Origin of the sequence: Streptomyces bottropensis ATCC 25435 (assembly GCF_000383595.1) — a bacterium.
GTDB classification, from domain to species: domain Bacteria; phylum Actinomycetota; class Actinomycetes; order Streptomycetales; family Streptomycetaceae; genus Streptomyces; species Streptomyces bottropensis.
Map to the genome: position 1 here is coordinate 677,538 of NZ_KB911581.1, position 15,878 is coordinate 693,415.

Here is a 15,878-nt window from a genome sequence, read left to right on the forward strand (position 1 = left end):
TCGGCGAACGGGGAAGGAACGGTGACGCACGACATGAGCAGGCATCCGGGCCGGCGCGCGGGCCGGCACCTGAACGGACCGGCGGGCGGTGGGGCCCGGCCGGCGCAGCCGGACATCCGGTTGCGGGTCGACCTCGGCGGTGATCTGCGACCGCACCGCAGCGCGAAGATCGAGGCGCATCTGCGGGTCGACGTGAGCGCCGGCGGCGCGCCCACCGAGCTGCCCGCGATCGAACTCGCCGTGATCATCGCGGTCGACGTGGCCGAGCCGCTCCGGGCGGCCGTCCGGCACGCCCTGCCGGCCGCGCTGCGCGCCCTGCCCGACGACATCTCCTTCACCGTGCTCGGCGCCGGCCCCGAGCCCGTCCGGTGCCATCCCGGGGGTGACGCCGAGTGGGCCGTCGCCGACGACAGCGACAAACGCCGGGCCGCGTTCGCCGCGGGCGCGATCCCGCTGCACCGGGACGGCCCGCGCCCCGCCGGATACGCGGTCTGGGCGGCCCGAGCACGCGCCCTGCTCGCCGCCCGTCCCCTGTCCGTACGCCATCTGCTGCTGATCACCGACGGCAGCAGCGCCCCCGGCGAGAGCCGGCTGGAGGAGGAACTCGACGCCTGCGCGGGCCACTTCACCTGCGACGTCCTCGCCGTGGGTGTGGACTGGTCCCCCGAACCGCTGCTGACGCTGGCCGAACGGCTGCACGGCACCGCCGAGTTCGTGGACGACGGCCTCGGCACGGCGATCACCGCCGCGATCCGGCGGCTGCGTCGGGTGCACGCCCCCCAGCTGCCGATCGAGGTGACCGTACGGCCCACGGTGCGCCAGGTCGCGCTGAACGAGAAGGCACCCCGGCCGCACCGCCTCGGCGGGCTGCCCCAGCCCGGCCTGCCGCACCGGTGGAGCTTTCCGACGTACCAGTGGGAGGAGGGCGGCCGCGACTACCTCCTCACCCTCGTCGCCGACGCCGACAACGACCCGCTGGAGACGTATCTGCAGTTCGCCATGGTCTCCGTCGGCGACGTCCACGCGGCCGTCACCGCCCGCTGGCACCGCCCCGAACTTCCGCCGCCCGACCTGCCCGCGGGCGCCGCCGGTGTGCGCGACCAGAAGTCGACCACCGTGATGCGGGAGGCCCTGCGCCGGGGGCTCGTCGCCCTCGGGGAGGAGCGACGGAAGGCCGCCGAGGGGCATCTGGGGCGGGCGGCGCGGCTGGCGGACCGGTTGGGCACGGACTGGGTGCTGGACGAGATCCGCGCGGTCGCCGACATCGAGGACGCGCCCGCGGGCCTGGTCCGGCTGCGGCACGCCGTCGACGCCGACACGCTCGGGCCGATGATCCTGCGCGCCGGATCCCGTCCCGTGCCCGTGACCCCCACCGCCGGTCCACTGCCGGGCCCGCGCTGCGTCCGGTGTGCCACCCGGGCCGGGGCCGAGGCCCGCCACTGCATCGTCTGCGGGCAGGAGCTGCTGTGACCACCGGACACCCCCGCCACCCCTCACGTTCCTCGTACGCCTCACGGTCCTCGTACGCCCCGCGTTCCTCGTACACCCCACGCTTGCGCTTCGCGCCGTACTCCCTCGGCGCCTTCTGGCGCGCGCGGTTGCGCGGGCGGCGCACGCGCTGGCTGCTGGAGGCGCATCTGCTGGTCCTGACGGTGTGCGCGCTCGTGGCGGCCGGCGCCCTGTTCGTGTCCTGCCGGCAGGTCCAGGGCGGCGCGCAGGCGCTCGCCGGCGGGGAGGCGCCGGCGGTGCAGGGGCTCGCCGCCACCCGGCTCGCGGTCCTGCGCGCGGACCACGAGGCCCGGCAGCTGGTCGACTCCAAGCTCGCCGACATCGCGGGGACGGGCGAGGCCTACCGGACCCAGCTCTCCGCCGCCGACCAGGGACTGTCCCGGATCGCGGACCGCACGGACCAGGATCTCGGTACCGTCAACGGTCTGCTCGCCACCTACGGCAACTCCCTCAACCTCGGTACGGCCATGTACCGCGACCAGCCCCTCATGAGTGAACAGAAGCTCGCCGAGGCGCACTCGCTGCTCGTCCGGCAGGGCGTGGGACTCGTACCCCGCCTCGACGCGATCCAGCGGATCCAGACGCGGCACGCCGAGGTCACCGCCACCGAGGGGTGGCTGCAGCGCAGCGGCTGGTGGCTCGCCGAACTCGCCCTGCTGGCACTGGCGCTGGCCCTGCTGTCCGCGCTGTTCGTGCTGCGCGACCGCTGCGGCCGCGACTGGAACCCGTACCTGCTCGCGGCCTTCGCCCTGACCGTGCTGCTCGGGATCGTGCCGCTGCTGACGATGTCCTCCGCGCAGGCCGACCTCGACCGTGTGGCCGGGAGCCTGCGGGAGATCACCGAGGTCTCCCGGCAGCAGGACCAGGGAGAGAGGTTGGAGGGGTACCAACAGACCGTCGCGGAGCGGTCCGAGGACGTCCGGGACGTCCTGGCCGACGACACCTGGACCGAGCGCGTCCACCAGGGCACCCTGACCGGCGGGCTGCTGCTCGTCGTCCTGCCCGTGGTGGGACTCGGACTCCGGCTCGACAGCGACTACTGGAGGCGACGGTGACCCGGCGGTTCAAGGTGCTGGTGCTGCTGGTGGCGCTGCTGCTGGTCTCCGCCGGCAGCATGGTGGCGGTCTGGTCGCAGCGGGAGGACGAGCCGGTCACCGTCCTGGGGCCGTGGACCGGCGAGCAGGGCGAGCAGTTCGAGGACCTGCTGCGGGGCTTCGGCATCCGCTTCGAGTACCAGGGCACCGCCGCCCAGCGCGAGGTGCTGCTGTCCAAGGTGCAGTCGGGGGAGCCCCCCGACATCGCGATCATGCCGGGCGTCGGCGAACTCGCCGAGTACGCCGCCCAGGACCGCCTCAAGCCGTTGACCGGCCTCTACGCGGAGGAGGAGTACGGGGCCCCGTGGCAGCCGGTGAACAAGCCCTCGCAGGACGCGTACTGGGTGCCGGTCAAGGCGGACCTCAAGAGCATCGTCTGGTACCGCGAGGGCGAGCGCCCGGCCGTTTCGCCCGCCCCGCTGACCAGTTGGTGCATCGGGATGGGGGACGACGGGGCGTCCGGCTGGCCCGGCAGCGACTGGATCGAGGACCTCGTGCTGCAACGTGAGGGCCCGGACGTCTACGGCAGGTGGGCGCTCGGCGACCGCACCGTGCGCTGGACCGGAAGGGAGGTGCGGGGGGCGTGGGACGCGTGGGCCGGGCTGCTCCGGCAGGACGAGAAGGCGGCCAAGCGGGCCCTGCTCACCGACCACCGGGGCGAACCCGACGGGTACGGCCTGCTCTTCGACGGCCCGAAGGGGTGCGCGCTGGAGCACCAGGGCTCCTTCGCCCGCTCCTTCTACCGGGACGAGCGGCGCCGGGCGGGTCTGATGGATTCCGCCCCCCTGCTGCCCGGTGGCGGCTACCGGGTCCGGGCCCACGAGGTGACCGGTGACTTCGCCGCGCTGTTCAGCGACCGCCCCGAGGCCCGGGACCTGATCGAACGGCTGGCCTCGCGGGAGGGCCAGCAGGAATGGGCCGACTCCGCGGACGTCTTCTCGGCCAACCGCCGGGTGCGGCAGCGCGACCGTCCTGTCGAGCGGCAGATCGCCGACCGTCTCACCGGTCCGGGCCCCCGCTGCCTCGACGCCTCCGACGTCATGCCCCCGGCCGTCCGCGACGCCTTCTACGAGGCCGTCCTCCTGACCATCGCCCGCGCGGCGGCCGACGAGAACATCGACGTACCGGGCCTGTTGAGAGACGTACAGAAGGTGGCGGACAGCCGCACCGACCGGCGACCGGCTCTGCGGAGGGTGTGCAGTAGGTAGTCGGACAGGCGGCAGCGGGACGCGGCTGTCCCTCCGGAGCGGCCGGCGGCCCCGCCGCCGTGCCCGGCACGATCAGGCCCGTCTCGTACGCCACCGCCACCGCCACCGCCACCGCCACGGCCTGGGCGCGGTCGCGCAGGCGGAGTTCGGCCCTCACCATCCGCCCGCCCTCACCATCCGCCCGCCCGCCAGGTCAGCGCCTCGCCCTCCCCGCCCGCTCCCCCCGCCACCTCGCCCGCTTCAATCAACGGGGCGGACAAGGGCGTTGACCCGCCCCGAGAGCACCAGCAGAATGACCCCGCACGCGCTTGAGAGCGCTCTCAGAACGCGGCTCCGGGCGCGCCCTCAGGCTCGCACTTCCAAGGGAGACCCATGACCGGCAGCATCGACAGCACCGGCATGACCGGCGCGACCGGCAGACCAGACCCGGCACCGGCGTTCGGCCGCCGGGCGCTCCTCGGCACCGGTCTCGGGGCCGCCGCGGCGCTCGTCGCCGCCGGCTCGGGCCCGGCCCAAGCGGCGCCGCACGCGGCACCACGGACGTCGGGGACCTCGGCCCGCCGGCGCGGACAGGCCTTCCTCGCCGCCGCCATGGACGCCTACCCCGACCACGGCGCCGTCCGGCTGACCCAGAGCTACACCGACCAGGCGGGCCTGTTCAGCACGGCGTTCACGTACGACAACGCGCTCGCGATCCTCGCCCACCTCGCCGTGCGCACGGCGGACGGCCGGGCCAGGGCCGTGGCGCTCGGGGACGCGCTGATCTACGCCCAGGAGCACGACCCGGCGTACGACGACGGCCGGCTGCGCCAGGCGTACAACGTCGGGCCGTACGTCTACTACGACGGCGTACCGCAGCCGGACGGGTTCGTGCGGGCGGACGGGACGGCCAACGTCGGCACCCAGTTCGGCTTCACGGGGACGGCCGTGGGGGACATGGCCTGGGCGGGCATCGCGCTGAGCGCGCTGGCCCGGCGCACCGGCGCGCGCCGGTTCCTCGCCGCCGCGGTGCGGATCGGGGAGTGGATCGAGCGGACCGGCCGTACCGACGAGCCCCTCGGCGGGTACAAGTTCGGTGTGAACGGGGCGAACGAGAAGCTGCCGTTCACCTCGACCGAGCACAACACCGACCTGGTCTGCCTGTTCGGACGCCTCGCCCGGCTCACCGGCGACCGGGTGTGGGGCGAGCGGCGCGCGCGGGCCGAGGCCTTCGTGCGGCGGATGTGGGAGCCGTCCCGGGGCTCGACGGGCGGGTTCTTCTACACCGGCACCAACGACGGGGTGAGCGTCAACAAGTCCCCGATCCCCGAGGACACCCAGACCTGGACCCACCTCGCGCTCGACTCCCGCCGGTACGCGCGCTCCCTCGACTGGGCCGCCCGGGAACTGGCCGTCCTCGACCACGCCGAGCGCCGCAACAGCACCGTGCCGGCGGGGCAGTCGTACGAGGGCGTCACCTTCAGCTCCGCCAGTCTCCTCGCGAACGAGGACGCGCCCATCGCCGAGTTCCAGCCCCGGCCGAACCGCAACGGGGTCTGGTTCGAGGGCACCGCCCACCTGGCCCTCGCCCTGCGCGACCGGGGCGCGCGCGGTGACGAGGCCCGCGCCCGGCGCCTCCTGGCCTCTCTCGAAAGCGCCCAGGACCACCTCGGCGCCGCCCAGACCGTCGGCGGCCGCGCCCTCCCGGCCCGCTCCGGCATCGTCTCCGCCAGCAGCCCCCTCGACACGGGGTTCGGCTTCGGCTACTACCCGTACCGGCACACGGGCGCCACGGCCTGGTACCTGATGGCGGCGGCGCGTGCGAACCCGCTGGGGGTCTGACACCCGCGCGCGGACGGCGTCGGGGAAGGGGGCGGCGGCCGGTCGCCGCCCCTTTTCGCGGAGTTGGCGCGAAGGCCCCTGCGTGAACGGCTAGCATCCCGGCCGTAAACATGCGGTGGAAAACGGCATGGGGCCGACGGCCCTCGGTGGTCGGCCTGCGGCCTTCGGCGATCCGTCGTCGGCTTTCAGGGGCCGGCCCTCGGTGGTCGACCCTCGGTGGTCGGCCGTCGACGGTCGGCCGTCGGTCGTCCGTGGGTGTGGACAGGATGGGGTGGGTGTCGTGGTGGAGGCCGGGCCGCGGGTCGCTGTGGCCGTGGTGACGATGGGCAATCGGCCCGCCGAGGTGGACGCGCTGCTCGCCTCCGTGGCCAAGCAGGACATCGCGCCCGCACGGATCGTCGTCGTCGGGAACGGCTGTCCCCTCCCCGAGTTCGCCGAGCGGCTCGGCCTGCCCGGCGAGGTCACGCTCATCGAGGTGGACGAGAACCTCGGCTGCCCCGGCGGGCGGAACGTGGCCCTGGAACGGCTGCGGGAGTTCGGTGACGTCGACGTGGTCGTCGAGCTGGACGACGACGGCCTGCTCGTCGACGCCGATGTGCTGCGCCGCGTACGGGACCTGTACACCGCCGACCCGCGCCTCGGCATCGTCGGCTTCCGCATCGCCGACGAGCACGGCGAGACCCAGCGGCGGCACGTCCCGAGGGTCGGCGCCAAGGACCCGATGCGCGGCGGCCCGGTCACCGGATTCCTCGGCGGCGGACACGCCCTGTCCATGGCCATGCTCGGCGAGACGGGCGACTGGGCCGCCGAGTTCTTCTTCGCGCACGAGGAGACCGACCTGGCCTGGCGGGCGCTCGACGCCGGCTGGACCGTGCTGTACGCCCCCGAGCTGCTGCTCCAGCACCCGAAGACCTCACCCGCCCGGCACGCCATCTACTACCGCGTCAACGCCCGCAACCGCGTCTGGCTCGCCCGCCGCCGCCTTCCGCTGCCGCTCATCCCCGTCCACCTGGGCGTGTGGGTGCTCATCACCCTGCTGCGGACGCGCTCGGCGGGCGGCCTGAAGGCGTGGTTCGGCGGCTTCGTGGAGGGCTGGCGCGAGTCGGGCGGCGCACGCCGGCCCATGAGCTGGCGGACGGTCTGGCATCTCACGCGACTGGGACGACCGCCGGTCCTCTAGGACAACGGGCCCGCCCGGCCGTCGTGTTCGGCCCGGTCCGGCCCGCGACACACGAATGCCCCGGTCGTTCACCTCCGACGACCGGGGCACAGCGCTTTGTGCGGTTCCCGGATCCGGCAGCGGCGGCGGCACTCCCCCGAGCTACGCGTCTACGCGTGCGCCGTCGCCGCCGGATCCGATGAAGTGATCACATCAGGTCCCGCCAACGGATCGCTAACATGAGCCCAACGGTTCCACGAGGAGCCGTACGGGAGGCGGCGGCGGGTCGCCGCGGGGCGGACCCGGAACGACGGTGCGGAAAGGCAGCGGCGGTTCTATGCGGGACGGGCTGCGGTTCGGACTGCTCGGTCCGCCGGTCCTGTACGGGGCCGGGGCCACCGGCGGCGCCGTACCCGCCGATGACGGCCGCCCCGGTGGTCCGGCCGGTGGTGACGCCGGCCCCGCACACGGCGGCGTACGGTCCGTCGGCAGCGCAAAGATGCGGGCCCTGTTCGTCGCGCTGCTGCTCGAACCCGGGCGGATCGTCTCCGTCGACACCCTCAAGGACGTGCTCTGGGACGCGGCGCCGCCCCCCTCCGCGCAGGCGTCCCTGCACAACCACGTGACGCGCCTGCGGCGGCTGTTGGACGATCCCGAGCGGCTGCGCGCGATCCCGCCGGGCTATCTGCTGCGGGTCGACGACGGCGAGCTGGACGTCCGTGTCTTCGAGGCCCACGCCCGCGCCGCCCGCGCCGCCCACACCGAGCGGGACTGGGCCCGGACGGTACGCGAATGCGCTGCCGCCCTCGCCCTCTGGCGCGGAACACCGCTCGGGGGACTGCCGGTCGAGGAACCGCGCGCCCAGGCCTTCGTCCAACGCCTGCAGGAGGCCCGGCTGTTGCTGCTGGAGCGACGGTACGAGGCCGAACTCCACCTCGCGGCCCGTACGACGGGCCAGGGCGCCACCGGGGCGCACGCGCTCGGCGCACTCGCCCCCGAACTCACCGCCCTGGTCGCCGAGCACCCCCTGCGCGAGGCCTTCCACCGCCTCCTCATGCTCGTCCTGCACCGCACGGGCCGCCAGGCCGAGGCGCTGGCCGTCCACCGGGACCTCCGGGCCCGCCTCCTGGACGAACTCGGCGTGGAACCGGGCCCCCCGGTACGCGACGCCCACGTGGAGATCCTGCGCGACCACACCGAGGAGCCGCCGGGGACCCCGACCGAGGACGCCCCCGCCGACGCCCCGCCCCGCCCGGCCCAACTCCCGCCGCCGCCCGCGCACTTCACAGGCCGGGAGGGGGCGCTGGCGGAGCTGCGGCAGGCACTGGGGAGGGGCCCGTACGAAGCCTCGGGGACCGTCGTCATCAGCGGCATGGCCGGCGTCGGCAAGAGTGCCCTCGCCCTCCACCTCGCCCACGAACTCGCCGACCGCTTCCCCGACGGCCAGCTCTACATCAACCTCCACGGGGCCACCCCGGGCATGACCCCCCTCACCCCCGCCCAGGCCCTCGCCGCCCTGCTCCGGGACCTCGGCACCGCCCCGCGCCGTATCCCCGAACACCCGGACGCCGCGGCCGCGTCACTCCGCTCGACGCTCGCCCCCACCCGCACCCTGCTGGTGCTGGACGACGCCGCGAACGCCGCCCAGGTGCGCCCCCTGCTCCCGGCCGGCGCCGGCTGCGCGGTCATCGTGACGAGCCGTTCCCCGCTCACCGCCCTGGACGGCGCCCACCGCCTCCCGCTCGCCCCGCTGTCGGACGACGAGAGCGCGGCCCTGCTGCGCGCCGCCTCCGGCCGGGCGGCGGGCCTGGACGCCACGCACCCCCTCGTCGCACTCACCGGCCGCCTCCCGCTCGCCCTCCGCGTCGTCGCGGCCCGTCTCGCCGCCCGCCGCGCGCTCACCCCGGACGCCCTGGCCGGCCAACTGACCGCCACCGAGGACCGGTTGCACCACCTCGAATACGACGACCTGAGCGTCCGCCGCTCCCTCGCCGTCGCCCACGAGGCCCTGCGCGCCTCCGAGCGCGAGGCCGACCGCGACGCCGCCCACGCCCTGCGCCGCATCGGCGCCCTCGACCTGCCCGCGTACGGTGCACCGCTCCTCGCCCGCCTCACCGGCACCGACGAGTTCCGCGCCGAGACCGCCCTCGACCGTCTCGTCGACGTGGCCCTCCTCGACGAGACGAGCTACGGCCGGTACGTCCCCCACGACCTCGTACGCCACTTCGCCCGCGAACTCGCCGGCACGGCCGACACCACCGAGGCCGTCGGGCAGGCCCTGCGCTGGTACGCGGCGCGCGCCCGTCAGAGCCTGCTGGTGCTGCTTCCACCCGGCTACGAGCGTGACGAGCGCCTCCGTACGACGGCGTCCACGGCCGAGCCGGAGCCCGCCGAACCGCCCTTCGCCTCCGCCGAGGAGGCCTTCGCCTGGGGCGACCGCGAACTCCCCAACATCGTCGCCCTGGTGGAACGCGGCGGCGGACCGGCGGCGGCACTCGTGCCCGGCCTCGTCCGCCATCTCTTCCCCTATCTGCACCGGGGCGGCCGGCTCGCCGAACTGGACGTGCTCGGACGGCTGGCCCTGAACGCGGCGCGCTCGCTGGGGGACGCCGAGGCCGAGGCGTTCGCCCTGACCGACCGGGCGGGCCTGCACTTCATGTCCGGCCGGGCCTCGGAGGCGCTCGCCCTCAACGACGAGGGGCTCAGGCTGTGGCGGCGGCTCGGGGTCGTGTCGTGCGTACGGCGCTGCCTGAACAACCGGGGGCTCGTCCTGGAGAGCCTCGGCCGGTACGAGGAGAGCGAGGAGACGCTGCGGCAGAGCCTGGAGCTGTCCCGGCAGCTCGGCGACCCGTACGGCGAGGCCGTGACCTTCAGCCACCTCGGCAACCTCTACAAGCACACCGACGCACGGGCCGCCATCGCCCACCACGAACGGAGCCTGGCGCTGGGCGAGATCGCCGACAGCCTCGTCGTCCGGCACACCGCACACTGCAACATCGGCTACGCCCACCTCCGGCTCGGCGAACCGGCCGCCGCCGTGCGGCACTTCGAGCAGAGCCTGCGGATCCTCGGCGACGACGAGGACTGGCAGGGCGAGTCGAAGTCCCGGCTCGGTCTGGTGCGGGCCCTGCGCGAGCTGGGCCGGCCGGACCGCGCGTCCCACGAGTGCGCCCTCCTCCTCGACCTCGCCGAACGCCGCGCCGACCAGTACGCCGTCGGCCTCGCCCGGCACCAGCGCGGGCTGCTCCTGCGGGCGCGGGGGCGCGTGGAGGAGGCGTACCGCGAGTGGGAGCGGGCCCGGGTGATCCTGGACGGGACGGACTCGCCGGTGGCGGTGGAGCTGCGGGAACTGCTGAAGGACCGCGCCCGGTGAGGGGCGCCGCCGGCGCTTCACGTCCTCACTTCGCGTCCGCGTAGCACTCCACCACCGCCGTGGTGAACGGGAACCGCACCGGCGTCCGCCCGAACGTCAGCCGCCCCGACAGCTCCGACGCCTCCCGGATCGCCGCCACGACGGTGTCCGCCTCGGCGGCCGGACAGTGCACGATCACCTCGTCGTGCTGGAAGAAGACCAGCTCGGCGGCCATTCCGTCGAGGGCGCGGCGGAGTGCCGCGAGGAGGAGCAGGGTCCAGTCGGCGGCGCTGCCCTGGACGACGAAGTTGCGGGCGAACCGGCCCCGGGCGCGGGAGTTGGTGGAGGCGTACCCGGGCACCCACTCGCCGCCCTCCTGCCCCTGTTCCGGGGATTCGAGGTCGGTGTCGGCCTGGGGGATGCCCGCCTCCTCGGCCGCCGCGTCGGAGGCGCCGGCCGCCGGCGGACACGTACGCCCGAGCCAGGTCCGTACGAGGCGGCCCTCCTCGCCCGCGCGGGCCGCGTCGTCGACGTACCGCACCGCGTGCGGGAACCGGCGGCGGAGCGCGGCGAGGTTCTTGAGGCCGTCCCCGGACGTCTGCCCGTACACGGCGCCCAGCACGGCGAGCTTGGCCTGCGCGCGGTCGCCGGAGAAGGCGCGGTCGGAGACCGCCTGGTAGAGGTCGCCGGGGCGCCCGGCGACCTCCATGAGCCCGGGGTCGCGGGAGACGGCGGCCAGCACCCGGGGTTCCATCTGGTCGGCGTCGGCGACGACGAGCCGCCAGCCGGGGTCGGCGACACAGGCGCGGCGGATCACCTTCGGGAGCTGGAGTGCGCCCCCGCCGTTGGTGACCCAGCGCCCGGTGACGGTGCCGTGTGCGAGGAACTCGGGGCGGAACCGCCCGTCCCGGACCCAGTCCTGCAGCCAGGACCAGCCGTGGGCGACCCAGATCCGGTAGAGCCGCTTGTATTCGAGGAGGGGTTTCACGGCCGGGTGGTCGAGGCTCTCGATCTCCCAGCGGCGGGTGGACTTCACCCGCAGTCCCGCCTGGGCGAAGGCCTTGACGACGTCGGCGGGCAGATCGGGCCGCACGCGCCGCCCGAAGGCCTGCGACACCTCCTCGGCGAGTTCGGCGAGCCGGCGTGGCTCGCCCCCGCCCGCGTACCGCTCGCCGAGCAGCTCGCGCAGCACCTCCCGGTGCACGTCGGCCCGCCACGGCAGCCCCGCCCGGTTCATCTCGGCCGCGACGAGCATCCCGGCCGACTCGGCGGCCGTCAGCAGCCGCATCCGGTCCGGGTGCGCGGTGGCGTCGTGCCGGCGCTGCTGGTCCGCGTACACCTCGACGAGGTCGGCGAGCGGGACGTGGACCGGCCGGGGCTCGAAGAGGGAGGGCTGGGCGCCGGGATCGGCCGAGCGCGGGGGAGGATCCGGCGGGACGGGGCCGTGCCGGAGGCGGGCGAGCGCGGCGGCGGCGGAGCGGGGCTCCCCGAGCCGCCCCTCGTGCCCCAGCAGCAGACTCTCGGCGTCCTCCACGTCGTAACACCGCTCCACGCGGACGCCGGCGGCCAGCAGCCGGGGATAGATCTCGGCGGTGGACCGCCACACCCACCGCCCGACGTCCGCCCGCCGCCGCACGGCCCCCGCCAGGTCGGACTCCCGTGTCACCGGGCCCGCGAGCAGCCCGTCGGCCCCGAGGGGGGCGACCTCCACGCCACCGTCCTCGGCCGGAGCGAGCGCCCACCGGTCGGTCATGGGTGCGAGTGTGACAGGGGGGTCTGACAATGGGGCCGAGGCGAGGGCGGGGCGGGTGTCGGCGACCCCTACGCGTCCCCCCGACCTTCACCCGGGCCCTCGCCCTGCCCTTGTCCCTGTCCCTGCCCTTGTCCCTGCACGATGGACCGCAGTGCCTCGGCCACGTCCGCCTCCGTGCCCTCCTTGGTCACGCCGAGGCCGCTCAGCACGCCCTGGCCGTTCTCGAACTCCAGCAGGGCGAGCAGGATGTGCTCCGTGCCGATGTAGTTGTGGCCGAGGCGGAGGGCCTCGCGGAAGGTGAGTTCGAGGACCTTCTTGGCGTCCGGGCCGTAGGGGATGAGTTCGGGCACCTCGGGGGAGGCGGGCGGCAGGGTGGCCGTGGCGGCCTGCCGTACGGCCTCGGGGGAGGCGCCCTGGGCGACGAGCGCCTTGGCGGCGAGCCCCTCCGGCTCCGCGAGAAGGCCGAGGACGAGGTGGGCCGGCACCCCCTCGACGGCACCGGCGGCCTTGCCCTCGTTGTGCGCGGCGGCGACCACGTTCCGGGCGCGCGGGGTGAAGCGGCTGAAGCCCTGACTGGCGTCGAGGTCGTTCTCCGCCTTGGGCACGAACCGCTTCTGCGCGGCCTGCCGGGTCACTCCCATGCTCTTGCCGATCTCCGTCCAGGACGCGCCCGAACGCCGGGCCTGGTCCACGAAGTGGCCGATCAGGTGGTCGGCCACCTCGCCGAGGTGGTCCGCGGCGATCACCGCGTCCTGGAGCTGGTCGAGGGGTTCCGGGTGGACCTTCTTGATGGCGTCGATGAGTTCGTCGAGACGGATGGACGCGGTGACTCGCGGGTTCGTCGTCATGTGTCAACCCTAGGTTGACACCCCATCACTGTCAACCTTCGGTTGACAGTGGTCGCACGCCGCGGAAGACCGTCAACCCCGTTTCCCCGCTCGGTCGTCGACGCCCCCTCACCGCCCCGCCCGGCCGGCCGCCCCACCGGCCGCCACCACCGCCACGGCCCCGCACGCCCCCACGCACGCCCCGACCACCTCCCAGGGCACCCGCACCCCGACCGGCGCCGACAGCACCCCCAGCGCCGCCGCCACCCCCGTCAGGTTCACCACGGTGACCGCCGCTCCGAGCACCACGCCCACCAGGGCAGCGACCAGCGCCTCGCCCACCACGACCACCCGCACCTGCCCCCGGGTGGCCCCGGCCAGCCGCAACGACCGCAGCTCCGCGCCCCGTGCCGACGTGGCCATCACCAGCGTCCCCGCCAGCGAGATCGCCGCGTAGACGAGCGCGATCCCCAGCACCACGAGAAACCCGAGCCGGGTGTGCGCCCCGGTGCCGGGACGGTTCGCCGCGAGCCACTCCTCGGCCGGCCGCACGGTCGCACCGGTCCCGGCCGCCGCCCTCTCCAGGGCCGCCGCGACCCCCGCCCGGTCCGCCCCGCCGTCCACCCGCACCTCGGCCCGGTCCACCAGCGCGCCACCGGCGTTCGCGGACGTCACGTACGCCCCGTTGTCCCCGGTCCCCCGCGCGAGCACCGCCGCGATCCGCAGTCGCACGGGACGCCCGTCCCCGAGCCACACCCGCACACGGTCCCCCACCCGGTGCCGCTCCCACTCCTCGTTCACGACGATCGACCGGTCGTCGAGGTCGCGCACGTCACCGTCGACCACAGGCAGCCGCGACACCGCCGCGAAGGCCGGCACGTCCGTCACCGCCCGCGCCTCGGAACGCACCAGCGCGCTCCCCTCCTCCACCACGTACACGGCGGTGGAGGCCGACCCGGCCACGGTCGCCCCGGGCACTCTGCCGCCGCCGGCCGTCCGTCCCCCACCCGTCACCACGTCGTCCGCCCGCGCACCCGTCACCACGAAGTCCGCCCGCGTGCGCGCCTCCGCCTCCGCCCCCTTCGCCCGCGCCACCGTGCCCGCGGCCCCCAGCAGCGACCCGGCCAGCGCGACGGTCACCAGCACCGGCGCGGCGACGGCGGCGGTACGGCGTACCGACGTGGCCGCGTTCTCCCGGATCAGCAGCCCGGTGGCCCCGGGCAGCGCCGCGCCCAGCAGCCGTACGACGGGCCGGACGAGCAGCGGGGCGAGCGCGGCCGCCGCCGTGACGAGGAGCATCGGCTGGGTGGTGTACGTCTTGCGTTTCAGCAGGTCGGCGGGGTCGGTCCCGACCTTCCAGGCCAGCAGCCCCAGCCCGCCCGCCAGCAGGGCGGCGCCGAGCACCCGGCGCGACAGCGGCAGCACCCCCGTGTCCACGGACGCCTCGCGCAACGCCTCCGCCGGCCCGATCCGCCCGGCCCGCCGCGCGGCCGTCCAGGCCCCCGCGAGCGCCACCGACACCCCTGTCCAGAAGGCCACGTGGTACGGCCACACCACCGCGTCCGGCACCGCGAACCACGTCGGCGCGACGCCACCGTCCACCAGCTCCCGCACCAGCACGGGCGCCCCCCACGCCCCCAGCGCGCACCCCGCGCCGGACGCCACGACCCCGACCGCCAGGGCCTCCCCGAGCAGCAGCCGCCGTACCTGCCCCGGAGTCGCGCCCGCCATCCGCAGCAGCCCGAACTCCCGCCTGCGCAGGGCGACCACGAAGGCGAACGTCGAGGCCGTCACGAACACCGACACGAAGGTGGTGACCCCGCCGGCCGTGCCGAGCAGCGAGTTCACGGCGACCAGCGCCTCCGCGTCCCGCTCGTGGCCCGGATCCACCTGCCGCCGCGCGTCCCCCGTCAGCACCCGCGCCCGGTCCCCGACCACCGCGCGCACGTCGGCGGCGGGCGCGTCCACCCCGACCGCGTCGGGGCCCGCCGAGCCCCGGCCGCCCCCGTCCGTCGTCACCGGCCCCAGCGCGCGCAGCTCCGCCACGAGCCGTTCGTCCACAGGGTGTGGATACGCCAGCCGCTTCGACACCCGGGCCGAACCCGGCCCCCGCCGCACCTCGACCGTCAGCCTGTCCTGGCCCGCCACCACGACGGGGGAGGAACCGAAACGCTCCGGCGCACGCGCGGGCGGATCGAGCGACGCCGCGAGCCCCAGCCCCATGGCGGTCATCACCCCGACCCCCAACGCCACGGCGACGAACGATCCGAGCAACGCGGCCCACCGCGTACGCAACGACGACAGGGTCAGCACGTCACACCTTCGACAGCGGCCTCGGCCGTGCCGCGCGCGGTCCGCTTCTCCAGCCCCGCCATATGGGCCGCCACCGCCTCCACCGAGGGCCGGGCCAGCTCTCCGCTCACCCGCCCGTCCACCAGGAACACCACCCGGTCCGCGTACGAGGCGGCCACCGGATCGTGCGTGACCATGACCGTGGTCTGGCCCTCCCGGTCCACCAACTCCCGTAGCAGGCACAGCACTTCACGGCTGGTCGTGGTGTCGAGCGCCCCTGTGGGCTCGTCGCCGAACAGGACCGCCGGGCGGGTGATCAGGGCCCGGGCCACGGCGACCCGCTGCTGTTGGCCGCCGGACAGCTGGGCCGGCCGGTGCCCGGCCCGCTCGGCCAGCCCCACCCGGGCCAGCGCCTCGCGCACCGCCCCGCGCGCGGGCCGCCGTCCGGCGAGCCGCAGCGGCAGGGCGACGTTCTGCGCGGCGGTGAGCGAGGGGAGCAGGTTGAACGCCTGGAACACGAACCCGATCCGCTCCCGGCGCAGCAGTGTCAGCCGTCGCTCGCCCAGCCCGGCCAGCTCCACCCCGTCGACCCGCACCGTCCCGTCCGAGGGCCGGTCCAGCCCCGCCGCGCAACTCAGCAGCGTCGACTTCCCCGACCCCGAGGGCCCCATCACCGCCGTGAAGGTCCCGGCCCCGAAGTCGAGATCCACCCCGTCCAGGGCGACGACCTCCCCGTACGACCGCCGCAGGCCCCGTACGCGCACGGCGGCGCCCGCCGTTTCCCCCGGTACCGCTGCTTCCGCTGTATCTGTCGTGGTCATGCCCCTAGCGAACCGTCCGCGCCCCGCCCGCACACGACCACT

General features: G+C 75.2%; 10 protein-coding genes. 6 read left to right on the forward strand and 4 right to left on the reverse strand.

What is annotated here, in order from left to right:
• Positions 1-33: 33 nt before the first annotated feature.
• The 6 genes from STRBO_RS0103005 to STRBO_RS0103030 all read left to right on the forward strand — a co-directional run bounded on the left by STRBO_RS0103005 (position 34) and on the right by STRBO_RS0103030 (position 10,164).
• Positions 34-1,470: a hypothetical protein gene (locus STRBO_RS0103005; RefSeq protein WP_020113760.1), complete on the forward strand. Its 1,437-nt coding sequence runs from the start codon at positions 34-36 to the stop codon at positions 1,468-1,470.
• Positions 1,467-2,564: a hypothetical protein gene (locus STRBO_RS0103010; RefSeq protein WP_005475880.1), complete on the forward strand. Its 1,098-nt coding sequence runs from the start codon at positions 1,467-1,469 to the stop codon at positions 2,562-2,564. The genes STRBO_RS0103005 and STRBO_RS0103010 overlap by 4 nt, the downstream gene beginning before the upstream one ends.
• Positions 2,561-3,811 (forward strand): extracellular solute-binding protein, encoded by a 1,251-nt coding sequence (locus tag STRBO_RS0103015; RefSeq protein ID WP_005475870.1) that lies wholly within the window; start codon positions 2,561-2,563, stop codon positions 3,809-3,811. The genes STRBO_RS0103010 and STRBO_RS0103015 overlap by 4 nt, the downstream gene beginning before the upstream one ends.
• Before the next feature lie 372 nt (positions 3,812-4,183).
• Complete coding sequence (locus STRBO_RS0103020; RefSeq protein WP_005475868.1) at positions 4,184-5,632, forward strand: YyaL domain-containing protein; 1,449 nt, start codon at positions 4,184-4,186, stop codon at positions 5,630-5,632.
• 271 nt (positions 5,633-5,903) lie between these two features.
• A complete protein-coding gene (locus tag STRBO_RS0103025) occupies positions 5,904-6,812 on the forward strand; it encodes a glycosyltransferase family 2 protein (RefSeq protein WP_005475867.1) in 909 nt (302 codons plus the stop codon).
• A gap of 316 nt (positions 6,813-7,128) precedes the next feature.
• Entirely contained in the window at positions 7,129-10,164 is a 3,036-nt protein-coding gene (locus STRBO_RS0103030; protein WP_005475866.1) for an AfsR/SARP family transcriptional regulator, read from the forward strand.
• Between the two features lie 25 nt (positions 10,165-10,189).
• Here STRBO_RS0103030 and STRBO_RS0103035 read toward each other — a convergent pair whose 3' ends face one another.
• The 4 genes from STRBO_RS0103035 to STRBO_RS0103050 all read right to left on the reverse strand — a co-directional run bounded on the left by STRBO_RS0103035 (position 10,190) and on the right by STRBO_RS0103050 (position 15,836).
• The gene (locus STRBO_RS0103035) at positions 10,190-11,896 is read right to left on the reverse strand and encodes a bifunctional 3'-5' exonuclease/DNA polymerase (protein WP_020113761.1); all 1,707 of its coding nucleotides are present in this window, start codon (positions 11,894-11,896) and stop codon (positions 10,190-10,192) included.
• Positions 11,897-11,964: 68 nt separating this feature from the next.
• Positions 11,965-12,744, reverse strand: coding sequence for a Clp protease N-terminal domain-containing protein (locus tag STRBO_RS0103040; protein ID WP_005475861.1), 780 nt, complete (start codon positions 12,742-12,744; stop codon positions 11,965-11,967).
• A 108-nt stretch (positions 12,745-12,852) separates the two neighbouring features.
• A complete protein-coding gene (locus STRBO_RS0103045; RefSeq protein WP_020113762.1) occupies positions 12,853-15,036 on the reverse strand; it encodes an ABC transporter permease in 2,184 nt (727 codons plus the stop codon).
• The gene (locus STRBO_RS0103050) at positions 15,030-15,836 is read right to left on the reverse strand and encodes an ABC transporter ATP-binding protein (protein ID WP_005475857.1); all 807 of its coding nucleotides are present in this window, start codon (positions 15,834-15,836) and stop codon (positions 15,030-15,032) included. Before STRBO_RS0103050 ends, STRBO_RS0103045 begins: the two co-directional genes overlap by 7 nt.
• Positions 15,837-15,878: the final 42 nt, after the last annotated feature.

Coding starts and splice junctions, on each gene's coding strand:
- STRBO_RS0103005 (WP_020113760.1), top strand. CDS start 34: ATGAGCAGGCATCCGGGCCGGCGCGCGGGCCGGCACCTGAACGGACCG.
- STRBO_RS0103020 (WP_005475868.1), top strand. CDS start 4,184: ATGACCGGCAGCATCGACAGCACCGGCATGACCGGCGCGACCGGCAGA.
- STRBO_RS0103030 (WP_005475866.1), top strand. CDS start 7,129: ATGCGGGACGGGCTGCGGTTCGGACTGCTCGGTCCGCCGGTCCTGTAC.
- STRBO_RS0103035 (WP_020113761.1), bottom strand. CDS start 11,896: ATGACCGACCGGTGGGCGCTCGCTCCGGCCGAGGACGGTGGCGTGGAG.
- STRBO_RS0103040 (WP_005475861.1), bottom strand. CDS start 12,744: ATGACGACGAACCCGCGAGTCACCGCGTCCATCCGTCTCGACGAACTC.
- STRBO_RS0103050 (WP_005475857.1), bottom strand. CDS start 15,836: ATGACCACGACAGATACAGCGGAAGCAGCGGTACCGGGGGAAACGGCG.